The sequence below is a fragment of the Streptomyces sp. NPDC090025 genome (assembly GCF_044748125.1).
In the GTDB taxonomy this organism is placed as follows: Bacteria; Actinomycetota; Actinomycetes; order Streptomycetales; family Streptomycetaceae; genus Streptomyces.
The window spans coordinates 35,071-55,823 of record NZ_JBIVFL010000019.1 but is presented as its reverse complement, the minus strand read 5'-3'; the positions used below and the strand labels follow the sequence as shown (position 1 = coordinate 55,823).

Annotated in this window: 20 protein-coding genes; 6 read left to right on the top strand and 14 right to left on the bottom strand. The window is 72.6% G+C overall.

Going from position 1 to position 20,753, the window contains the following annotated elements:
* Positions 1-150 precede the first annotated feature (150 nt).
* The 3 genes from tgmA to tgmC are packed head-to-tail and all read left to right on the top strand — an operon-like array spanning position 151 to position 2,353.
* The gene (gene tgmA / locus ACIPXM_RS31730; protein ID WP_401662661.1) at positions 151-462 is read left to right on the top strand and encodes a putative ATP-grasp-modified RiPP; all 312 of its coding nucleotides are present in this window, start codon (positions 151-153) and stop codon (positions 460-462) included.
* Positions 459-1,232, top strand: coding sequence for an MvdC/MvdD family ATP grasp protein (locus tag ACIPXM_RS31725; RefSeq protein WP_401662659.1), 774 nt, complete (start codon positions 459-461; stop codon positions 1,230-1,232). Before tgmA ends, ACIPXM_RS31725 begins: the two co-directional genes overlap by 4 nt.
* Positions 1,229-2,353 (top strand): ATP-grasp peptide maturase system methyltransferase, encoded by a 1,125-nt coding sequence (gene tgmC, locus ACIPXM_RS31720; RefSeq protein ID WP_401662657.1) that lies wholly within the window; start codon positions 1,229-1,231, stop codon positions 2,351-2,353. Before ACIPXM_RS31725 ends, tgmC begins: the two co-directional genes overlap by 4 nt.
* A gap of 310 nt (positions 2,354-2,663) precedes the next feature.
* On the opposite strand, the gene ACIPXM_RS31715 is transcribed toward tgmC, so the two are convergent.
* From ACIPXM_RS31715 to ACIPXM_RS31705, 3 genes are read right to left on the bottom strand one after another with little or no spacing between them, the layout of a single operon-like run.
* Positions 2,664-4,010: an FAD-dependent oxidoreductase gene (locus tag ACIPXM_RS31715; RefSeq protein WP_401662655.1), complete on the bottom strand. Its 1,347-nt coding sequence runs from the start codon at positions 4,008-4,010 to the stop codon at positions 2,664-2,666.
* 34 nt (positions 4,011-4,044) lie between these two features.
* On the bottom strand, positions 4,045-4,473 hold the full coding sequence (locus ACIPXM_RS31710) for an SgcJ/EcaC family oxidoreductase (RefSeq protein WP_401662653.1): 429 nt from the start codon (positions 4,471-4,473) through the stop codon (positions 4,045-4,047).
* 32 nt (positions 4,474-4,505) lie between these two features.
* Positions 4,506-5,687 (bottom strand): acyl-CoA dehydrogenase family protein, encoded by a 1,182-nt coding sequence (locus ACIPXM_RS31705; RefSeq protein ID WP_401662651.1) that lies wholly within the window; start codon positions 5,685-5,687, stop codon positions 4,506-4,508.
* A 219-nt stretch (positions 5,688-5,906) separates the two neighbouring features.
* On the opposite strand from ACIPXM_RS31705, the gene ACIPXM_RS31700 reads away from it, so the two are divergent.
* Positions 5,907-7,499, top strand: a complete 1,593-nt coding sequence (locus ACIPXM_RS31700; RefSeq protein WP_401662649.1) for a 4-hydroxyphenylacetate 3-hydroxylase family protein — start codon at positions 5,907-5,909, stop codon at positions 7,497-7,499.
* 48 nt (positions 7,500-7,547) lie between these two features.
* On the opposite strand, the gene ACIPXM_RS31695 is transcribed toward ACIPXM_RS31700, so the two are convergent.
* The 8 genes from ACIPXM_RS31695 to ACIPXM_RS31660 form a co-directional block, all read right to left on the bottom strand.
* A complete protein-coding gene (locus ACIPXM_RS31695; RefSeq protein ID WP_401662647.1) occupies positions 7,548-9,212 on the bottom strand; it encodes a thiamine pyrophosphate-binding protein in 1,665 nt (554 codons plus the stop codon).
* Positions 9,213-9,329: 117 nt separating this feature from the next.
* Positions 9,330-10,328, bottom strand: a complete 999-nt coding sequence (locus ACIPXM_RS31690; RefSeq protein WP_401662645.1) for a class I SAM-dependent methyltransferase — start codon at positions 10,326-10,328, stop codon at positions 9,330-9,332.
* 115 nt (positions 10,329-10,443) lie between these two features.
* Positions 10,444-10,704: a DUF6059 family protein gene (locus ACIPXM_RS31685; protein ID WP_401662643.1), complete on the bottom strand. Its 261-nt coding sequence runs from the start codon at positions 10,702-10,704 to the stop codon at positions 10,444-10,446.
* Positions 10,705-10,714: 10 nt separating this feature from the next.
* Positions 10,715-11,614: a prephenate dehydrogenase/arogenate dehydrogenase family protein gene (locus ACIPXM_RS31680; protein WP_401662641.1), complete on the bottom strand. Its 900-nt coding sequence runs from the start codon at positions 11,612-11,614 to the stop codon at positions 10,715-10,717.
* Positions 11,615-11,725: 111 nt separating this feature from the next.
* Positions 11,726-12,535, bottom strand: coding sequence for a TIGR03084 family metal-binding protein (locus ACIPXM_RS31675; protein WP_401662638.1), 810 nt, complete (start codon positions 12,533-12,535; stop codon positions 11,726-11,728).
* A gap of 90 nt (positions 12,536-12,625) precedes the next feature.
* The gene (locus ACIPXM_RS31670; protein ID WP_401662636.1) at positions 12,626-13,672 is read right to left on the bottom strand and encodes a carboxymuconolactone decarboxylase family protein; all 1,047 of its coding nucleotides are present in this window, start codon (positions 13,670-13,672) and stop codon (positions 12,626-12,628) included.
* A 103-nt stretch (positions 13,673-13,775) separates the two neighbouring features.
* The gene (locus ACIPXM_RS31665) at positions 13,776-15,443 is read right to left on the bottom strand and encodes an FAD-dependent oxidoreductase (protein ID WP_401662634.1); all 1,668 of its coding nucleotides are present in this window, start codon (positions 15,441-15,443) and stop codon (positions 13,776-13,778) included.
* Positions 15,440-16,027, bottom strand: a complete 588-nt coding sequence (locus ACIPXM_RS31660) for a DUF5987 family protein (protein ID WP_401662632.1) — start codon at positions 16,025-16,027, stop codon at positions 15,440-15,442. The genes ACIPXM_RS31665 and ACIPXM_RS31660 overlap by 4 nt, the downstream gene beginning before the upstream one ends.
* Positions 16,028-16,333: 306 nt before the next feature.
* Here ACIPXM_RS31660 and ACIPXM_RS31655 point away from each other — a divergent pair, with 306 nt between their 5' ends.
* Both ACIPXM_RS31655 and ACIPXM_RS31650 read left to right on the top strand, forming a co-directional pair.
* Positions 16,334-17,440, top strand: a complete 1,107-nt coding sequence (locus ACIPXM_RS31655) for a ParB/RepB/Spo0J family partition protein (RefSeq protein WP_401662842.1) — start codon at positions 16,334-16,336, stop codon at positions 17,438-17,440.
* 20 nt (positions 17,441-17,460) lie between these two features.
* Complete coding sequence (locus ACIPXM_RS31650) at positions 17,461-18,237, top strand: helix-turn-helix domain-containing protein (RefSeq protein WP_401662630.1); 777 nt, start codon at positions 17,461-17,463, stop codon at positions 18,235-18,237.
* A gap of 124 nt (positions 18,238-18,361) precedes the next feature.
* On the opposite strand, the gene ACIPXM_RS31645 is transcribed toward ACIPXM_RS31650, so the two are convergent.
* The 3 genes from ACIPXM_RS31645 to ACIPXM_RS31635 are packed head-to-tail and all read right to left on the bottom strand — an operon-like array spanning position 18,362 to position 20,753.
* On the bottom strand, positions 18,362-19,735 hold the full coding sequence (locus ACIPXM_RS31645) for a cytochrome P450 (protein WP_401662628.1): 1,374 nt from the start codon (positions 19,733-19,735) through the stop codon (positions 18,362-18,364).
* Complete coding sequence (locus tag ACIPXM_RS31640; RefSeq protein ID WP_401662626.1) at positions 19,732-20,298, bottom strand: flavin reductase family protein; 567 nt, start codon at positions 20,296-20,298, stop codon at positions 19,732-19,734. Before ACIPXM_RS31640 ends, ACIPXM_RS31645 begins: the two co-directional genes overlap by 4 nt.
* Positions 20,295-20,753: an acyl-CoA thioesterase gene (locus ACIPXM_RS31635; RefSeq protein WP_401662624.1), complete on the bottom strand. Its 459-nt coding sequence runs from the start codon at positions 20,751-20,753 to the stop codon at positions 20,295-20,297. Before ACIPXM_RS31635 ends, ACIPXM_RS31640 begins: the two co-directional genes overlap by 4 nt.

Genomic DNA, 20,753 nt, shown 5'->3' with positions numbered 1-20,753 from the left:
CATGTCCCCCGAACGGAGAAGCCCGGTGATCCGACGCCAGGCCGCCAGGTGACGGGTCGCCGCCGCCTGAGACTCCCGCCCCGCCGCGTGCTGAACCGCTCCCGCGCGGCGGGGCACCGCGCACCATCCGAACCGAACACTGGAGGAAGCGTGTTCCAGCATTCCGACCGGCTCCCGACCGGGACGCCGCTGCCCATGGGCCACCACACCGCCGTTCCCTGGGGCGTCCAGCGCATGGCCCCGTACCCGGCCACGGCCCCTGGCTGGACACGGGCCGAGATCGACCCGGACAGCCAGACCGCCCGCTACTTCGACGCCGCCGGCCAGGTCATGGAGATGCCCGGCCACGGCACCAGCTCCGGAACCAACCCCAGCACCAACACCGGCAACCCGTCGGACGGGTCCAGCGGCGGCGGCTCCGGCGGCGGGGACTCCGACACCGGGAACGACACCGACCAGTGACCGGGGTCGGCCCGGTGCTGGTCGTCACCATGATCGACGACCCCACGGCCGACCTGGTGATGAGCGAGCTGCACGACCGGGACGTCCCGGTCGTGCAGCTCGACTCCGGGGACTTCCCCGCCACCTTGTCGTTCGCGGCCACTCTCACGCCTCACGGCATCGAAGGCTCCTTGTCCACCCCGACCCGTACCGCTGACCTCTCCCGCGTCCGGTCGCTGTACTACCGGCGCCCGTCAGGATTCGCGTTCACGCACCTTGACGAGCAGGACACCCGCTTCGCCGTCACCCAGGCCCGCTACGGCCTCGGCGGCGTCTACAAGCCGCTGTCGACGCCCCTGTACCGGGTCGACGGCGTGTCCTGCACCGTCGAAGTCGCGGAGGTCACGGCGGACCAGGTCGACGACCGGGTGGCCGGCACCGCCCACCTGTTCCAGCACCGCGTCGACAAGGTCGCCGATGTGCGCGTGACGGTGATCGGCCGGGAGGTGTTCAGCGTCCGGATCGACTCCGATCTACTCGACTGGCGCACCGACTACGACCGGCTGACCTACAGCGTGGTCGAGCCGCCGCCCGGAATCACCGACGCCCTCCACCGGTACCTGGACCACTTCGGGCTGGTCTTCGGCGCATTCGACTTCGCGGTGGACCGGGCGGGGGCATGGTGGTTCCTCGAATGCAATCCGTCCGGCCAGTGGGCGTGGATGGAACCGGAAACCGGACTGCCCATGGTCGCGGCCATGGCCGACCTCCTCGAACGGAAGACCGCGTGAGCGACGACAAGACCCTGCGCGAGGCCTTGGCCGACCGGCTCGCCGCCGGCGGTCACCTGCGCTCGCCCCAGTGGCGCCAGGCCGTGATCGACACTCCCCGCCACGAGTTCCTTCGCGGTGGTTACTTCCGTCGAGTGGACGGCAGCCGCCCGACCGGCTGGGAGCCGGTCATGCCCGACGATCCGGCATGGCTCCCCGGCACGTATGACGACGACTCGTTGGTGACCCAGGTCGCCGGCACCATCGCGCCCGCCGACATCCAGGGCCGGATCTTCCGGACTCCCACCAGTTCCAGCACGCTGCCGAGCTTGGTCGTCCGGATGCTCGAAGAGCTCCACGCGGACGACGGAATGAGGGTCCTGGAGATCGGCACTGGCACCGGCTACTCGACCGCTCTTCTCTGCCACGGCCTCGGCGACGACAACGTGACGTCGATCGAGGTCGACGAGGGCGTGTCCACCCGTGCCCGGAATACCCTCGGTGCCGCCGGGCACCACCCGCGGCTCATCGTCGGGGACGGCCTCGGCGGAGACCCGGACGGCGGCCCGTACGACCGGATCGTGGCCACCTGCGGAGTCCTGGACATCCCGCCGGCCTGGCTCACCCAGACCCGGCCCGGCGGCCAGATCCTTGCCACCGTGTGCGGCTGGATGTACTCCTCCGAACTCACCCGCCTCACCGTCGACGACGGCGTCGCTCACGGCAGGCTCCTGGGCGGCCAGATCTCCTTCATGCTCGCCCGCCCTCACCTCCCACCCCCGCTAGGGATGGTGCCCGACCTCGACGACGGCGAGGAACGCGAAGCCGTCATCGGCGCTGACGCCCTGGACGACTGGACCACGCGGTTCGTCGCCCAGATCGCCGCTCCCCGCACCCAACGCATCCAGATCCCCGGCGACGGCGGCGAGACACAGCACGTGTTCCTCGACGTCGACGCCGGATCATGGGCCGCCGTCCACCGCCACGGCGACCACTGGACCGTTCGCCAGGGCGGCCCGGACCGCCTCTGGAACCAGATCGAAGACCACCTGGCCCGCTGGCACAAGGACGGATCACCCGACCTCGACCGCTTCCGGATCACCGTGACCCCGGACGAACAGACCATCACCTGGTCGAACTGACCAACGCACGCTCCCCGGTCAAGGCCCTGGCGACAACAACCCGCCGGGGTCTACCGCTGCCGTCACCGCGCGCCGGACGCGGACGCGGAAAGGTCTGCCCTGTACCGGGGCCGCGACGGCCTGCCGGTACGCCTGCCAGACCTCCCGCTCCTTCGTGTCGAGCCGCGCGCTCACATCTGTCGCCATGTCGTGTCGTCCCCCCGGTCGGTCGGAGCAGTCCAGGCAGCCGTGATCATGAACGTACGAACCCGCCCCGCGCTCGACGCGAGGCGGGACGGGTTCGTCGTACGGGTACCAAGGCGTACGGGCACTACGCGGCGAGAACCGCCGCCGCCTTCTCCGCGCCTTCCTGCACCCGGCGCAGCATGTCCGGGCTCATCAGCGCGTCGGGCGTGGCGACCAGGCCCATGACGCGCATGAAGGTGGCGGTGACCTCGCCGTCGACGGTGGCCGCCGCGTGCAGCGCCCCCATGTACTGACCGGCGGCCTGCCACTCCTCGGTGCGCTCGCCCTCGACCTCGGGGTAGCCGAGGTCGGCGCTCGCGGAGAGCTGCCAGGGCAGCTCGATGGTCTGCGCGACGTCCGCCAGGAACGCCTTCGGGTCGACCGGGCCGCGGCCCAGGTGCTCGCGGAGCACCAGCGCCTCCAGGGCGGAGACCGTCATGCCCTGCCCGTACACCGGGTTGAAGCTGCACGCGGCGTCGCCGAGGACCAGGAAGTTGCCGGGGAAGCGGGACAGCCGCTCGTAGCGGCGGCGCTGGCTGGCCGGGTAGCGGAACACGACGCCGTCGTCGACCGGTTCGGCGTCGTGGATGACGTCGTGGATGTCGGAGACGGGGAGCGTACGGGTCCACTCCAGGAAGCCTTCGAGGTCGGCGGGGGCGCTGTCGCCGAGCACGCCGGTGAGCGAGACGACGACGAGGCCGTCCTCGATCCGGGAGAGGAACGCGCCGCGCCGGTGGCTCGGCGAGGAGACCGGGTTGATCGACAGGTCGCCGTCGAGCACCGACTCGTCGCGCAGCCGGAAGCGGCGCGTGGTGTAGCTGAGGTCGATCCGGATGCGCTCCTCGTCGGGGCGCTCGTAGCCGAACTGCTCCAGCCACAGCGGGGTGCGCGAGCCGCGGCCGGTCGCGTCGACGACGAGGTCCGCCTCGATCGTGCGCTCCTCGTCGCCGTCCTGCTGGCCGTGCACGCGGACGCCGGTGATCGTGTCGCCGGCCTCGTCGGCGACCAGGCCGACGATGTCGGTGCGCTCCAGGAGGGTGACGCCCGGCAGGGCGGCGACCCGGTCGCGGACCCGGCTCTCCAGGACCGGTCGCGTGGCCGAGACGCAGATCAGCCCGGTGGTGCCGGGGGCCAGCTTGCGGCCGTTGAAGAACCAGCGCAGCTCGCCGAGGTCGCCGGTCGGGATGCCCGCCTCGACGGCCTCCGTGGTGAAGCCGGGGAACAGCTCGTCGAGGATCTGCTGCCCGCGGGCCAGCAGTCCGTGCACGTGCCGGCCCTGGCCGACTCCCTTGCGGGCCGTGGTCGTCCCGGTGATCGCGTCCCGCTCGACGACGATGACCTCGTCGTAGGCGTCGGCGAGCACCCGGGCGGCCAGAAGACCCGCCATGCTGGCACCGAGCACGACCGCGCGCTCGCCCACCCTGTTCGTCATGGACTCAAGACCTCTCTCGCGGATCGGGATGCCGTCAGGCGGCGTTGCGGGGGGTGTTCTGGTAGGCGGCGAGGAACCACTGGCCCTCGCGCTTGACGACGACCCAGGAGGCGTTGACGGCACGCTCGGCGCTGGGCTCGGTCTCGCCGGGGGCGAGGATGCCGCCCTCGGTGATGAGGATGCCGGAGTCGCTGGTGGCGAACCGGAGGTCGGCGGGGGTGCCGGTGACGCGGGTGCCCTTGAAGGGGCCCGCGAACGCCTGGGACATGAAGCCGCGGATGGCCTCGCGGCCCTTCTGGAAGACACCCGGGATGATCATGGAACCGTCGGGGGTGAAGACCTCGGCGAAGGCGTCGGCGTCGTGCGCGGCCCAGGCGGCGACGATGCGCTGCGGCAGGGCGGCGATGGCGGCCTTGTCCTCGTCGGTCACGACGACGGGGGTCTCGGCGGTCTGCGTGGTCATGTCTGCTGCTCCTGGTGGGTCGGCCGAGTGGCTCAGATGTAGAGGGTGTTGGGCTCGAGACCGCACAGGACGCGGCCGTACAGCTCGTTGTTGGTGTTCGGGTTCATCAGGGCGTGCAGGCTGACGGCCTGGATGTCGCGGCTGATGCGCTGGATCGGAACGTCCTTGTAGATCGAGGAGCCGCCGGAGGCGGAGGCGAGGATCTCGACGGCCTCCTTGGCGAGGCGGACGACGGCGCCCATGTCGGCGCGGGCGCGGGCCCGCTCCTGGAGGCTGAACTCCTCGCCCGCGACGCCCTTGGCGTCGACCAGGTCGGCGAGCCGGAAGGCGTGGAACCCGGCCTGGTCGATCTTGAGGCTGGCCTCGGCGACCTGGTGGTGGGTGAGCGGCGCCTCGGCCTGGGACTCGTACGCGGTGTAGGTCAGGGTGCGTCCGGGCAGCCGCTCCAGGAACGCGTCGAGCGCGCCGCGGGCGAGACCGAGCACGGTGCCGACCGAGGAGGCGGCGGCGACCGGCAGCAGCGGGACGCGGTAGACGGGGCTGTCGGCGTTCAGCTCGGAGGCGTACTGGCCCTGGAGGATGGCCGGGAGCGGGATGATCCGCTCCTGCGGCACGAACAGGTCCTGGGCGACGGTGCTGACGCTGCCGGTGCCGCGCAGGCCCGAGGTGTCCCAGTCGTCGACGATCTGCAGGTCCGACATCGGGACGAGCGCCATCACCGGCAGGTGCTGGCCGTCGGGCGTCGGCTGGACGGCGATGATCTCCTGCCAGTGGGCGTGCTGGGCGCCGCTGACGAAGCTCCAGCGGCCGTTGACGACGATGCCGCCGTCGACCGGCGCGGCGAACGCCGACGGGCTGAGCGTGCCGCAGATGCGCACGTCGGGGGTGGCGAACACCTCGTCCTGCACGCTGTCGGGGAACAGGCAGGTCATGAAGGTGGGGATCCAGTAGACGGAGGTCGTCCAGGCGGCGGCCCCGTCGGCGCGGCCGAGCTCGGCGGCGACCTCGACCAGGGTGCGGGTGTCGGTCTCGTAGCCGCCGTAGCGCTTGGGCACGCGCAGCTTGAACAGACCCGCCTCGGCCAGCGCGGCGATCGTCTCGTCCTGCAGCCGCCGGTCCTCCTCCGCCCCCGCGGCGTTCTTCTTCAGCAGCGGGGCGAGCTCGCTGGCACGCCGCACGAGGTCGGCGCGGGTGGGGATGTCGGCGGTGAGCATCGTGGGGTCCTCCCGGATGATGACGGAGCGTCGGTCGTCGGTCGGTCACCGCAACGGGACCGTGCCGCCCCCGACGCTCACATCGCGGCCCGCCCCGGAACACCTCCCGGATTGCGCAACTGCCCGCTCGCGACGACTTCGGCAGGTCCACGCGGGGCCTCCGGCGCTGCCGCACGCAGCAAGAAGCCTCCAGGTCGCGCGGCTGCCACGATGAGGCGCATGACGGATCAGCAGCACGCCGGAGCAGGCCAGGAGAAGACGCCGGGTTCGACGCCGGGTTCGCGTCCTCTGACGGGCGACGAGTACGTGGAGAGCATCAGGGACGACCGCGAGGTCTACCTGTACGGGGAGCGCGTCAAGGACGTCACGACGCACCCCGCCTTCCGCAATCCGGTGCGGATGACGGCCCGCCTGTACGACGCGCTGCACGACCCGGCCCGCCGGGACGTCCTCACCACCACCACGGACACCGGCAGCGGCGGCTACACCCACCGCTTCTTCACCACGCCGCACAGCGCCGAGGACCTGGTGGCCGACCAGCGCGCGATCGCCGAGTGGTCCCGGATGAGCTACGGCTGGATGGGGCGCAGCCCCGACTACAAGGCCGCGTTCCTCGGCACGCTCGGCGCCAACGCCGACTTCTACGCCCCGTTCTCGGACAACGCGCGCCGCTGGTACCGGGAGTCGCAGGAGAAGGTCCTGTACTGGAACCACGCGATCGTGCACCCGCCGGTGGACCGCAGCCTGCCGCCGGACGAGGTGTCGGACGTCTTCGTGCACGTGGAGAAGGAGACCGACGCCGGTCTCGTGGTCAGCGGCGCGAAGGTGGTCGCCACCGGTTCGGCGCTGACGCACCACAACTTCATCGCGCACTACGGCGTGCCGGTGCGCAAGAAGGAGTTCGCGCTGGTGGCCACGGTGCCGACCGGGGCGAAGGGCGTGAAGCTGATCTGCCGGCCGTCCTACACGGCGACGTCGGCGGTGATGGGCAGCCCGTTCGACTATCCGCTGTCGTCGCGGCTCGACGAGAACGACACCATCCTCGTCATGGACAAGGTGCTGATCCCCTGGGAGGACGTGTTCATCTACGGGGACATGGCCAAGATCCAGATGTTCTCGGCGCAGTCCGGCTTCCTGGAGCGCTTCACCTTCCACGGCTGCACCCGGCTCGCCGTGAAGCTGGAGTTCCTGGCGGGCGCGCTGGCGAAGGCCCTGGAGATCACCGGCACCCAGGACTTCCGCGGCGTGCAGACCCGGCTCGGCGAGGTGCTCGCCTGGCGCAACCTGTTCTGGGGGCTGTCCGACGCGGCCGCCCGCAACCCGGTGCAGTGGAAGAACGGGGCGGTGCTGCCCAATCCGGAGTACGGCATGGCCTACCGCTGGTTCATGCAGATCGGCTATCCGCGGATCAAGGAGATCATCCAGCAGGACGTGGCGAGCGGCCTGATCTATCTGAACTCCAGCGCCGAGGACTTCAAGAACCCCGAGATCCGCCCGTACCTCGACAAGTACGTGCGCGGTTCGGGCGGGGTCGAGGCGGTCGAGCGGGTCAAGGTCCTCAAGCTGCTGTGGGACGCGGTGGGCACCGAGTTCGGCGGCCGCCACGAGCTGTACGAGCGCAACTACTCCGGCAACCACGAGAGCGTCAGGACCGAGCTGCTGTTCGCGCAGACGGCGAGCGGGCAGATCGACGGCTACAAGGCGTTCGTCGAGCAGTGCCTGTCCGAGTACGACCTGGACGGCTGGACCGTGCCGGACCTCGACTCGTTCTCCTCGCTGCGCGACGCGCGCGGCGGGCTGCTCGGCGGCTGAGCCGGGGCGGGCGGGCGCCGGACGGACACCCGCCCGCGGTCCGCCCGCTCAGGCGCGGCCCAGCAGGTCCGCCAGGAACGGCGCGACCACACCGGGCAGCACCTTGCAGTCCAGGACGAGCGTGCCGGGGCGGCCCGCCGCCTGCCAGTCCCGCACCGCGTCGAGGTCCGCCGTGCGGCGCACGGTCACCGCGGCCGCGCCCAGGCCCCGGGCCACGGTCGCGAAGTCGGTGTCCGTGAACGACGTCGTCGCCGGATCGGCGCCCCGGGGCAGGTACATGTGCTCCTCGAAGCCGTAGGCCGCGTCGTCGTAGACGACGACCAGGGCAGGACGGCCGCTGCGCACCAGGGTGTCCAGCTCGGGCAGCCCCATCAGGGCGCCGCCGTCCCCGGCCGCGACCACCGTCAGCCGGTCGGGCCGCCCCACCGCCGCGCCGACCGCGCCCGCCAGGCCGAGGCCGATGCTCTGGAACGCGGCGCCGGTGAACACGAACCCGGCCGGGTCGGGCACCGGCCAGTACATGGCGGGCCAGGCGATGAAGTGGCCGCCGTCGAGCACCACCGTGCGTTCCTCCGGGAGCAGTTCGGCCAGCGCCCGGGTCAGGGTGCGCGGGTCGATCCGCGCGCCGGTCGAGGCGTCGTCGTGCCGGACCTCCGCCCAGCCCGCCCGCGCCTCGGCGACGGCCCCGGCCCGCCGGTCGCGCCAGTCGGCGGCGGCCGGGCGCCGCTCGCCGACCGCGTCGAGCAGCCGTACCGCCACGGTGTGCGCGTCGCCGCGCACCATCAGGTCGGTGCGCGCGGCCCGCGCGCCCGCGTTCAGGTCGACCTGGACGACGGTGGCCGCCGGGTCGAGGATCCGGCCGCCGTGCAGGGTGAAGGTGTCCAGGCTCGCACCGAACGCGACGACCACGTCGGCCTCGCCCATCAGGGCGGCCGCCCGGGGTGCCGCGAAGCCGCCGCAGACCCCGAGCGACCAGGGGCTGTCCCGGAACAGACCGCCCGCCATGACGGTGGTCGCGAACAACGCGCCCAGCCGGTCGCCGAGTTCGCCGAGCACCTTGCCCGCGCCCGCGTGCCAGGCGCCGAGCCCGCCGAGGATCAGCGGGCGGCGGGCCCGGGACAGCGCGTCGAGCGCCGCCGCCAGCTCCCGCTCGTCGGGCCCGGCCGCGGCCCGCGCCGTCGTCTCCGGCAGGCCCGCCGGGGCATCTGCGGTGTCCGGTACGGGAAGCGGACGGTCGATCAGATCGCCGGGCAGCAGCACGGCGACCGGCATCCGGCGCTCGCGGGCCGTCCGTACCGCCGCCGCCGTGTCCGCGAGGGCGGTCGCCGGGTCGGCGAGCCGGACGACGGCGACGTCAAGCGCCGCGAGCAGCGCGCTCTGGTCGACGTCGTGCGCCCGCCGCCCGGTCAGCGGCGCGTCGCCGCAGAGCAGCACGACCCCGCTGCCGTGCTTGGCGGCGTCCGCGAGCGCGGTGAGCGCGTTGGTGAAGCCGGGCCCGTGCGTGGTGGTGCAGATCGCGACCTCGCCGGTGGCCCGGAAGTGGGCGTCGGCCATCGCCATCGCGCCGCCCTCGTGCCGGGCCGCCGTGTAGTGCACGCCCGCCGCCGTCAGCGCGGCGGTGGCCAGGATGTTCCCGCCGCCCACGACTCCGAAGGCGTGCCGGACGCCGCTGTCGGCGAGGGTCCGGCCGACGGCTTCCGCGAGTGTGGTCATTGCGTGACTCCCAGTTGCGTGAAACAACTTACCGATCATGGAAAAGGGTGCGCCGACGGGCGGCGCGCCCGGGCGGTCACGGTGTTCCGCGACCGCCCGGGGCCTGGTTCGTGCGGCTCAGGCGAGTTCGAAGATGACCTCGCCGACCGTCATCTCGATGCGGTTGGTGCGCACCAGCTCCCAGCCGCCCGCCTCGAAGACGGACTCCCAGTCGTCGATCGTCGGCAGGAAGGTGCCCATCAGGTCGTGGCCGAGCTCGAACCCGAGGGTGAAGACGGGCAGTTCGGTGTCGGGCAGCGAGGTCCTGGTGGCGTCGCCGATCAGCAGCCGCTTGGCCGAGGGGAAGACCTCGCGCAGTCGGCGCAGGGTGGCGACGCAGTTCTCCCGGGGCCAGAAGTCGTGGCCCATCATGAAGCAGGTGAGCAGCTCGATGTCGGCGTACTCGGGGCGGGGCTCCAGGCGCAGCACGTCGCCCTGGAGGAACTCGGCCCGGTCCGCGAACCCGGCCTCGGCGGCCTCCTTGACGGCGACGTCGATGGAGGGCTGGGCGATGTCGACGCCGACGCCGGTGGCGCCGGGGTGCCGGTCGAGGATCTGCATGAGCCGGGCGCCGCTGCCGCAGCCGAGGTCGGCGACCCGGGTGATGGGGAAGTCCACCCGGTCCATCGCGGCCCAGAAGGTGGGCGCGTAGGTGACCTGGTCGATCTCGCGACAGGCGTAGGCGATGGCGGCGGCGTCACGGCGGTAGTAGTCGCCGGTGCGGTTCTCGTTGCGCAGCACGGCGGGGATCTGCTGGAACAGCTCGGCGCTGCCCCGGGTCAGCCAGTGGAAGAACGACTTGTCGCGGTACATGTCGTCGAAGCCGTCCAGGGCGCGCACCACGGCGCCGTCCCGGTGGACCAGGCCGACCGCGGCGAGCGCGCGGAACAGTCCGGTGGTCGACTGCGGGTCGAGTCCGGCCCGTACGGCGAACTGCGCCGTGTCCAGGGTGCGGGCCCGGTGCAGCTCGTCGAGCGCGCCGATCTCCCAGGCGGCGGCGATCGCCCAGGCCGCCACCGCGGAGTTGTAGATGGAGGCAATGCCGCGCGCGTTGCCCTGTGCGATGTCAACAGTCACTGCTCTCAGCACCTCGTCCTCGGGGCGGTTCACCGGTCGTCTCGCGTGGTCTTCCATGCTTCAAGCGGCCGGTGGGCAGGGCATCTCTGACGTTGCTGAGCCCACCGGCGGCGGGTCAGCCGGTCAACTGCCGTTCCAGGGCGAGCTCCTCGGGGGTGAGGGGCAGTCCGGTGAGCCGCTCGGGGTGTCCCTGGGGCGGTCCGTCGGGGGCGGGCTCGTCGGTGAGGGGCACGGTCAGCACGGTGCAGCCGATCCAGACCCAGCCGAAGTCGGAGAGGGACCAGTAGGCGGACCGGAAGAGCCGCCGGGCCAGCCGCAGGGCCGACCCCGTCCTGGGGCCCTCGGGCGGGTGCGGGGAGTGGGTGGTGGTGGTCACCACGTGACCGTCACACCCGGCCCGCGGCCGGCGCATCTCGCGGTGTGCGCAGGTCGTCCCGGGTGTCGTCCAGGGCGGACTGGCCGCGCCTGCCCTGCTCCAGGGTGAGCGCGAGCTCGAAGGGCGCCGAATCGTCGCCCTCGCGCAGGAGGGCGGCGGCCCGGGTGAGCTGCCCGGCGATCCGGTCGAGGACGTCGGCGACCGGCCCGGCGTTGTGGGCGAGGACGTCGCCCCACACCCAGGGGTCGCCGCCCGCGGTGCGGACCGCGTCGCGCAGGCTCTGCTCGGCGAGCCCGAGGAAGGCGGCGGAGCTGTCGGCGAAGCGGCTGGAGAGCACGGCCGCCACCAGGTGCGGGGCGTGCGACAGTTCGGCGACGACCCGGTCGTGGACGTGCGGGGCGAGGTCGAGGCGCTGCGCGCCGCAGGCCGCGAGCAGCGCGTCGAGGGTTTCGAGGGCCCACTCGGGGGTGGTCTCGTACGGGCACAGGACCCAGGTCCGGTCGGCGAAGCGGGCGGCGTCGGCGGCGTCCCGGCCGGCCGCGTCGGGTCCGGCGAGCGGGTGCCCGGGGACATAGCCCTTGAGGTCGCAGCCGCGCAGTTCGGCGTCGGAGGCGACGATCTCCTTGGTGCCCGCGGTGTCGGTGTAGACGTGGCCCAGGCCCCGGCTCTGCGCGCTGTGCAGGACGTCGACGACGGCGGACGGCGGGGTGGCGACGACGACCAGGTCGGCCGGCGGGCGTTCGGGGGTCCAGGGGGTTCCGGCGCCCAGTGCCACGGCCTCGGCGGTGGCGCGCGGGTCGTCGTCGACGAGGGCGACCTCGACGCCCGCGCCGGTGAGGGCGAGGGCCACGGAGGTGCCGGTGGTGCCGCAGCCGATGACGACGGCGGTGCGCAGCGGGGCGGTGGTCATGGGAACTCCTGGCGGCGGTTGCGGGGTGGGGTCTGGGGTCGGTGCCTGGTGGGCCGCGCGGTAAGGCGGTCGGGGTGCGGCGCGGGGCCGCGGGTCGCCGGTCCATGCCGCTCAGTGCTCGCAGTGGGCGTGGGCGAACTGGCCGGGGGTGCGGCCCTCGCCGGCCGGGCCGCGGTAGGCCTGCGCGATGTCGAGCCAGCGGTCGGCCTCCGCGCCGGTGGCGACCAGGGCCAGGTCGTCGCGGTGGCGGCGGCGGGTGACGAGCAGGCAGAAGTCCTCGGCGGGGCCGGTGATCTTGTCGCTGGCGTCCTCGGGGCCGTACGCCCAGAGCTCGCCGTTGGGGGCGGTGACCTCGATGCGGAAGTGCTCGGTGGGCGGGGTCAGGCCGCGCGAGAGGTAGCCGAAGTCCCGGGTGAGGAAGGCGAAGAAGACCAGGTGGCGCAGGCCCTCGCTGGGCTCGCGGCGGATGCCGAGGGCGTCGGCGATGTCCTGGCCGTGGCCGAAGATCTCCATGATTCCGGCGGAGGCGAGGACGGCCGCCGGGAGCGGGTTGACCAGCCACGGCACGACCTGGCCCTCGGGGACGGCGGCGAGCGCGTCGACGGACTTCTGGCCGAGGGCGCGGAAGCGGCCGAGCAGCTGGGCCGGCGGGAAGCCGTTGAACTGCTTGAGGGCGGCGTTGACGGCGCCGTCGAAGTCGCCCGCGGCTCCGGCGGCGAGCTCGGCGAAGCCCTCGGGGTCGGCGGCGGCGGTGCCGGCCAGGTGGAAGATGAAGGTGAGGTGGGCGATCTGGTCCGCGATGCTCCAGCCGGGGGCGGGGGTCGCGGTGTGCCAGGCCTGCTCGTCGAGCGCCTCGACCAGGCGGGCGGTCTCCTCGATGTCGGTGGCGAGGGCCTTCAGGACGTCGTTCGTGGCGGTCATGGTGGTGTCTCCTCGGACGGGAAGCGAAAGGGAAGCGGTACGGGGGGTGGGGGGGTACGGCGGGGGCGGTACGGGTGGGGTGACGCGGGGTCAGTGCGCGGCGGCCGCCGTGGGGTGGGGGGTGCGGCCGGGCGCGGGGAGCCGGGTGCCGATGTCGACGGCGGCGGTGAGCGCCGCCCAGGAGGCGAGCTCGACCAGTTCGCGGTCGCCGGGGTGGGCGGCGCGGAAGTCGGTGAGGTCGGCCTCGGTGATCTGGTGGGGGTTGAGGGCGATCAGCAGGGCGAGCCGCCCGGCGGGCAGTTGGGCCTGGTCGAGCGGGGCGGTCGCCTCGGCGAGCCAGCCGCGGCTGGGGCCGGGCACGGCGCCGTCGTACGAGGCGAGGACGGTGTGCAGGAGTTCGCGGACGGGTTCGGGGATCCAGCGCTCGGCGGCGTGGTCGACGGAGGCGACGGCCCGGCCGAGTGCGTCGGCGATGGTGGGGGTGGCCTTCGCCCAGTCGAGTCCGGCGGGCAGCGGTGCGGCGGGCAGCAGTCCGAGCGCGGCGCCGGGCGTCACGGGTGCGCCGCGGTCGGCCCGCATGGCGCGGGCGACCAGGCGCATCACCGGTCCGCGGCCGGCGGTGGGGGCCGCGTCGGGGACGGGCGAGTCCGGCAGGAAGAGCCGGACCATCCGGTTGAGGTAGTGGAAGGTGACGGCGGTGCCGAGGACCTCGGGGGCGTCGGCCGCGTCGAACGGCGGCTCCGTCTCCCCCGCCTGGCCCCCGATGGCGCCGCTCGCCCAGACGGCCAGCGGCCGGTGGACGTCGGCGCCGGGCAGGGTGGCCCGCTTGGCCTCGTGGACCTCGACGCAGTAGGAGCAGTCGTTGGCCCGGGACACCCCGGCGGCGACGGCCTCCTTGGCGGCCCGGGAGAGCCGGCCGTCGGCGAGGAGGGTCTCGCGGAGCAGCAGCCAGGAGGCGGCGAGCGTCTCGGGGGCCGGGGAGTGCAGGGCCAGCGGCGGGGCGACGACGCCGAACTCCCGGCGGGCCTGGGCGTAGACCTCGGCGACGGTGTCGCGGGCCTGGGACTGCGGGACGGCCGCGATGTGCCGGATCTGCCGGAGCGAGCTCTTCAGCATCAGTCGTACGAGCGGTCGCATCGCCGCCTCCTTCTGCGGGTCCGGGTTGCGTGACGCAACCCACTGGTCATGAATTGAGTTTCGTGAAGCAACTCACTGGTCGGCGAAAAGCCGTCCGAGCGGGTCACACCGTGACGAGGCGCTTCTGCTTGAGCAGCGGCAGGACGCCGTTGCGGCCGCTCTTGTAGCCGGTGGGCGCGGGGGCGCCGTAGCTGACCGCGACTCCCCTGGCCTGGGCGGCGGCCACGATGTGCGGCACCGCGCGCTCGGCGAGGGCGGCGATGGTCATCGCCGGGTTGACGGTCAGGGCACCGGGGACGGCGGAGCCGTCGGTGACGAAGATGCCGGAGTGGCCGCGCAGTTCGTTGGTGTCGTCGAGCGCCGAGGTCGCCGGGTCGTCGCCCATCCGGCAGGACGCCAGCGGGTGGACGGTGTAGGCGCCGACCAGGTCGTTGGTCCACGGCATCACCTTGGCGAGGCCGTCCTTCTCCAGGATCTCCTTCACGTCGGCGTCGGCCTGGTTCCAGCCGTTCCAGGTGTTCGCGGTCGGCTTGTAGGAGAGGTTGCCGCGGCCGAGCATCTGCTGCGAGATGCGCATCGAGTTGCCGGTGGCGGGCGGCGGGCCGAAGACGCCCTCGTTGTCGTCCTCCGTCATGCAGAAGATCGTCAGCCAGGACTTCCAGTTCTTGAGGATCTCCTTCTTCTCCTTGCCGAACCAGGTCGGCCCGGAGGCGTCCGGCACCTGGGCCAGGATGGTGCCGAGGCCCGGCGGGAAGTAGAGCTGCTCGAGGGAGTAGCGGGAGTACTCGGGCAGCGAGGCGTCGAGCTTGTCCCAGCTGGCCACGGTCGGACCCTTGCCGATCGCGTTGGCGCCGTACGGGAGGTTGCCGTCGCCGCGGGTCAGGCCCAGGATCTCGGCGGCCTTGTCCTCGTTGATGATGGCGGTGTTGAGGCGCTCGCCGTTGCCGGAGAAGTAGCGGCCGACCGCGTGCGGCATCTTGCCGAGGTGGGCCTCGCTGCGCTGCAGGATGACCGGGGTGGCACCGGCGCCCGCCGCCATCACGACGATCTTGGCCTCGATGACGCCGGAGCCGGTCTGCAGCCGGTAGTCCTCGTCGTCGACGATGTTGTAGTGCACCCGGTAGTCGCCCTCGGGGGTCCGCGACAGGTGCTGCACCTCGTGCAGCGGGCGGATCTCCGCGCCGTGGGCGAGCGCCCCGGGGAGGTAGTTGACGGTGAGGGACTGCTTCGCCTCGAAGCGGCAGCCGGCCATCATGAAGTTGCAGTTGACGCACTTGGAGTTGTCGATCGCGGCGGCGAGCGGGTTGGCGGTGCGCCCGGCGTGGTCACAGGCCGCGGCCCACAGGCCACCGGCGTAGGAGGCGTCCTCCCAGCCCTGCTTGCTGACCGACAGCGACTCCTCGATCCGGTCGTACCACGGGTCGAGGGTGTCCCGGCTGACCGCCTCGGGCCACATCCGGCGGCCGATGCTGCCGTGCCGGTCGAAGACGAACTTCGGGGCCCGGGGCATGGCCGCGAAGTAGACGACGCTGCCGCCGCCGACACAGTTGCCGCCGAGCACGCTCATGCCGTCGCCGACGACGAAGTCGAAGATCCGGGTGTAGGAGGAGCCGAGCTTGTAGTCGTGCTCGAACTCGTCGTTCTTCAGCCAGGGCCCGCGCTCCAGGACGGTCACCTTCGCGCCGCCCGCGGCCAGGTGGTAGGCGGCGATGGCCCCGCCGAAACCGCTGCCGATGACCAGGACGTCGGTCTTCTCGATCGTGGTGCTCATGCTGGGCTCCCGGAGGGGGTCGTGTCGGGGTGGAGGTCGGCGAGCTGCCGGCCGTAGCCGGCTTCCTGGAAGCGCCACAGTCCGTCGGCGTCCGGGGCGGTGATTCCCATGGCCTGCAGGCCCGGGTGGCCGGCGGCGAGGGCGTCGTCGGTGTGCACGTGGGCGGCGGAGTCGAAGGCCATGTTGCAGAAGAGGGAGAGCAGCACCCAGAAGTCCTTCTCCGGGTGGCCGATGGCGGTGAGTTCGACGATCAGGGCGACCCGGTCGTCGTAGTCGAGGGCGACGAAGGCCGGGACGTCGGTGTCGAGCGTCAGACCGGTCTTGGCGGCGTAGACCACGGCGTGCTCGTTGACGAGCTTGGCCAGGTCCTCCAGGCCGTCGTGGATGCCGGTGGCGTCCCAGCGCAGCAGGTCCAGCGCACCGCCGGTGACGGCGCCGCCGCCGGTGCTGACACCGGCGATCGCCCGGTCACCGGGCCAGCGCTTCTCACCCGGGACGATGGTGTCCGCGTATGCCTCGAGGGTCTGGGTGGCTTCTTCCCCGATGTCGACCCTCCGCTCGGGGATTCTCCGTGCTCTGTGCAACTCGTGCTCCGGTGTCTCGGGGTTCCTGGTGGCGTGAGAAGAAAGTTAGAAGCGCCAGGTCTTTTCAAACAACCAACCCGATCGGCGTTCGCCCGAACGTCAGTCCCTTGATGCAACTAGCCGGAGTCGCATTGTCTCCGTACGGGCCCGCCGAAAAAAAGAGGTCGTTCACTATGCTCGTCCCGATTGCACAGTTCTCTGCGGTGGTCCGGGCCATTTCCACGGAGTTTCGGGGGGCGGCCGGACACACCTCGATCTCGCCGGAGAGGAAGGGGAGAGGTGGACCGCGACGAAAGAACTCTGACGCTGCCGGCCCGCTTCACCCACCGGCTGCCGATCGAGGCACTGCTGCCCGCCGACTCGCCGCGCCTGAACGGCCTGGACGAGGAGCACGTGCGGCGCCTGGTCGGCATCTACGACACGCTGCCGCCGGTCCTCGTGCACCGCACCACGCTGCGCGTGGTCGACGGCATGCACCGGGTCGCCGCCGCCGCGCACCAGGGACTCACCTCGGTGGAGGTGCAGTACTTCGACGGCGCCGATGAAGAAGCGTTTCTTCGGTCGGTGACCGCCAACATCACCCACGGGCTCCCGCTCTCCGTGGCGGACCGCAAGGCGGCGGCCGAGCGCATCCTGCGCTCCCGGCCCGACCTGTCGGACCGGTCCGTCGCCGCCTGCACCGGCCTGGACGCCAAGACGGTCGCCGCGATCCGTCCCCGTTCGACCGCGGACAATCCGCGCTCGAACATCCGGATCGGCGCCGACGGCCGCGCCCACCCGCTGGACCGCACCGCCGAGCGGCTGCACGCCGCCGAGCTCATGACCCGCCGCCCCGACCTGCCGCTGCGCGCCATCGTCAAGGAGACCGGACTCTCCCTGGGCACCGCGCACGACGTGCGCCGCCGGCTGCTGCGCGGCGAGACCCCGGTGCCCGAGGGCCGCCGGACGGCGGCCGACCGCCGCGCCGCCGCGCGCACCGCGCCCGCCGCCGGACCGCCCGCGCCCCGGAACCCCGCCGCCCACTCCCCCGGCCCCGTCGGCGCACCCGCCGCCCCGGCCGCCACCGACCCGACGGTCACCGACCCGGGCGCCCCCGACCCGACAGCCGCCGCCGGCCGCTCCCGCGGCTCGATGGAGCTGCTGCGCCGGCTGTCCGGCGACCCGTCGCTGCGGCACTCGGAGTCCGGCCGGCACTTCCTGCGCTGGCTGCACACCCACGTCATGGTCGACGAGGCATGGCGGCGGCAGGCCGCCGTCGTCCCGCCGCACTGCACGGACACCGTCGCGGAGCTGGCCCTCCAGTGCTCGCACGTGTGGAAGAGGTTCGCCGAGGACCTCGCCCGGCGGCGGCTGACCGACACCACCCCCGATCCGTCCCGGCACGCGGCTTCCGCCTCTCGGCAGGGAGCATGATCCAACGACAGGGAGAAACGGTGACCACCACCGCCATCGAAGCCGCTGTCCTTCGAGTGATCGATGAAATGCATGCGAATCTCGGCCAGGAACTCACGATCGACGACATGGCCCGCACCGCCATGTTCAGCAAGTTCCATTTCACCCGGGTTTTCCGGGACGTGACGGGCACCTCCCCCGGTCGTTTTCTCTCCGCCCTGCGACTTCAGGAGGCGAAGCGCCTCCTCCTCGAAACCGAATTCAGCGTCGCCGACATCAGCAGCCAGGTCGGATACAGCAGCGTCGGCACCTTCAGTTCCCGATTCAAGTCCTGTGTCGGCGCCTCGCCGAGCATGTTCCGGGAATTGGACGGATTCATCCCCGAGCTCGGCCCCGCCCCGGCCGCCGCGGCCGAGGTCCCCACCGTGCACGGCACCCTGCGCGGCCGGGTCCACCTGCCCGAGGACCGCGAGCCCGGCCACTGCTTCGTGGGCCTCTTCCCCACCCCCGTCCCGCAGGGCCAGCCCGCGCGCTGCGCCGTCCTGGACGGACCCGGCTCCTTCGAGCTGCGCGACGTACCGGTCGGCACCTGGTACGTGCTCGTCCACTCCGTCCCGTACGGCCGTGAGCACCTGCCGTCCGGCACCGGCGACGCGGACATCGTCTCGGTCGGCAGCTACGGGCCGGTCACCGCGCACGAGGACACCCTGCTGATGCCCGCCGAAATCACGCTGCGCCCGCTGGACGCGCTCGACCCGCCGATCCTGATGGCCCTGCTCGACCTGCGCACCGGCGCGTTCGAGCGCATCGCGGGCTGACCCGGCCCCCGGGCCCGTACCGCCGCACACCCCGCACACCCCGCACACGAAGAGGGCCGGTCACGCGTCCGCGTGACCGGCCCTCTCGTCGTGCCTCTTGTCGTGCTACTCGTCGTGCCCTTCGTCAGACCCCGACGGGCGCCGCCGCCCGGTCCACCTGGCGGACCGTCATCGGCAGTCCGCCGCGCATCCGCAGCGACATCATCGGCTCCGCGACGCCCTCGTGCCCCGGCTCCACGGCCAGGTCGAGGTCCCGGGTGACGAGCGCGGTCACGAACACCGCCTCCATCATCCCGAGGTTGCTGCCGACGCAGAACCGCGGCCCCGCGCCGAACGGGATGTACGCGTAGCGCGGCCGGTTCGCCACCCGCGACGGGTCGAAGCGGCCCGGGTCGAAGGTCTCCGGGTCGTCCCACAGGTCCGGGTGCCGGTGCATCGTGTACGGGCAGACCAGCACATCGGCCCCGGCCGACACGGTGAAGCCGCCGACCTCGTCGGCCGCCTGGGCGATCCGCGGCAGGATCCACACCGGCGGGTACAGCCGCATGGCCTCCTGCACCACCTGCGTCGTGTACGACAGCTTGTGCAGGTCCTCCGCCTCCGGCAGCCGGCCGCCTTCGAGGACCGCCCTGGCCTCCTCGCGCACCAGGTCCCGCACCCGCGGATGACGGGCGAGCAGCAGCAGCGTCCAGCCGAGGGTGCTCGCCGTCGTCTCGTGCCCGGCCAGCAGCAGCGTGACCAGCTCCTCCTGGAGCAGCCTGCGTCCGGTGGCCGGATCCGGGTGGGCCCGGGCGGCGAGGATCATCCGCGCGAACGCGTCGTCCGCGCCGTCGCCCTCGCTCATCCGGGCGCTCCGGTCGGTGACCAGCGCGTCGACGGTCCTGGTCAGCTCCGCGCGGGCGGCCCGGAACCGGCGCTGGGTGCCGAACGGCACCCAGGTCGGCACCAGGCCCTGCGTGACCATGTCGAACATGGCCTGGTCCTGCACCGATTCGAAGGCGTGCGCGATGCCGCCGTGCCCTTCGAGGGAGGTGTCCATCAGGGTCCGGCCGAGCACCCCGAGGGTGAGCCCGGTGATCTCCTGGAGGACGTCGACCGGGGTGTCCCCGGCGCGCCCGCGCAGCAGCTCCACGAGCCGTCCGGACTCCTCGGCCACCGCACCGGCCTGGGCGGCGACCCGCCCCGGCTTGAACGCGGGCTGCACGGTGCGGCGTTGGGTGCGCCACAGCTCGCCCTCGCTGGTGAGCAGCCCGTCGCCGAGCACCTTGCGGGACTCCACCAGGCCGATGCCCTTGTGGTAGTTGGCCGCGTTGTCGGCGAGGACGTGCTTGGCGTAGTCGGGCCGGTTGAAGATGTAGAGCTTCTTCGGGCCCATGTTCACCCGCACGGCGTCGGCCAGCTCCGCCGCGTCCCGCATCATGCCGAGCCGGTCGACGGCCAGCTTGCGCAGCAGCCCGGGCAGCGCCCAGACGGGTGGGCCGGGCGGGTGGACGCTCATCGTCGGCCTCCCGGCTGCGGGACGGGGCGCGCCACGGGCTGCGGCACGACCTGCCGGAACCGGCCGCCGTGGAACACCAGCGGCTCACGGCCCGGCAGTTCCTCCAGGTCGAGCACCCGGCCGACGTGGATGGTGTGGTCGCCGCCGTCGTACGTACGCCAGCGGGCGCACTCGAAATGGGCCGCCGCCCCCGCGATCACGGGGGCGGCGGTGGTCCGGCCGGGCAGCCAGTCGACGGCGTCGAACTGGGCCGCGCCGAGCGGCCGGGAGCGGTCGGCGAAGTGCCGGGACACGTCCTCCTGCCCGGCGCCGAGCACCGACACCGCGAAGGTGTCGGCCTCGGCGAGGACCCGGTTCATGACGGCGTCGTTGCCCACGCACAGCAGCACGAGGGCCGGGTCGAGCGACACCGACGTGAAGGAGTTGGCGGTCATGCCGCGCGGGACCGCGCCGCCGACCGTCACGACCGTGACGCCGGTGGCGAAGGACCCGAGGGCCCGCCGCAGCCGCGCGGGATCGCCGGTGACGGCGTCCCGCGGCGGCGCGGCGGTCAGGATGCTCATGCCGCCCGCCCGGCCAGCGCCCGGCCCTGGGCGCTGTACGGCTCCAGGGCGCGGGCGAGGCCGTCCGGGATGCGCACCGGCACCGTGTTGGTGTTCGGGCCGCGCATGCACGCGATCCGCTGCCGGCCGCGGGCGATGAGCACATCGGCCCCGCCGGTCACCTTGACGTAGTCGAAGGTGAACTCCAGCTGGGTCTGGCCCAGCTCCGAGAGCCGCATCCGGATGGACAGCTCGTCGAAGGCGGTGATCTCGGCGAAGAACTCGCAGTCCACCTTCAGCGTGAACAGCTTGAGGTCGTCCTGGACCTCGGCCAGCACGTCCGGCGCCTTCTGCTGCAGGAACAGCTCCCGGCAACGGCCCTGCCAGCGCAGGTAGTTCACGTAGTACACGTTGCCGACGAGGTTGGTCTCCTCGAAGCCCACCGTGTGCCGGTACTCGAAGTAGTCGTCCGACAT

Coding starts and splice junctions, on each gene's coding strand:
- ACIPXM_RS31705 (WP_401662651.1), bottom strand. CDS start 5,687: ATGCTCACCGCCGACATCCCCACCCGCGCCGACCTCGTGCGGCGTGCC.
- ACIPXM_RS31645 (WP_401662628.1), bottom strand. CDS start 19,735: ATGAGCGTCCACCCGCCCGGCCCACCCGTCTGGGCGCTGCCCGGGCTG.
- ACIPXM_RS31670 (WP_401662636.1), bottom strand. CDS start 13,672: ATGCGACCGCTCGTACGACTGATGCTGAAGAGCTCGCTCCGGCAGATC.
- ACIPXM_RS31675 (WP_401662638.1), bottom strand. CDS start 12,535: ATGACCGCCACGAACGACGTCCTGAAGGCCCTCGCCACCGACATCGAG.
- ACIPXM_RS31715 (WP_401662655.1), bottom strand. CDS start 4,010: ATGACGAACAGGGTGGGCGAGCGCGCGGTCGTGCTCGGTGCCAGCATG.
- ACIPXM_RS31695 (WP_401662647.1), bottom strand. CDS start 9,212: ATGACCACACTCGCGGAAGCCGTCGGCCGGACCCTCGCCGACAGCGGC.
- ACIPXM_RS31710 (WP_401662653.1), bottom strand. CDS start 4,473: ATGACCACGCAGACCGCCGAGACCCCCGTCGTCGTGACCGACGAGGAC.
- ACIPXM_RS31680 (WP_401662641.1), bottom strand. CDS start 11,614: ATGACCACCGCCCCGCTGCGCACCGCCGTCGTCATCGGCTGCGGCACC.
- ACIPXM_RS31635 (WP_401662624.1), bottom strand. CDS start 20,753: ATGTCGGACGACTACTTCGAGTACCGGCACACGGTGGGCTTCGAGGAG.
- ACIPXM_RS31640 (WP_401662626.1), bottom strand. CDS start 20,298: ATGAGCATCCTGACCGCCGCGCCGCCGCGGGACGCCGTCACCGGCGAT.
- ACIPXM_RS31665 (WP_401662634.1), bottom strand. CDS start 15,443: ATGAGCACCACGATCGAGAAGACCGACGTCCTGGTCATCGGCAGCGGT.
- ACIPXM_RS31700 (WP_401662649.1), top strand. CDS start 5,907: ATGACGGATCAGCAGCACGCCGGAGCAGGCCAGGAGAAGACGCCGGGT.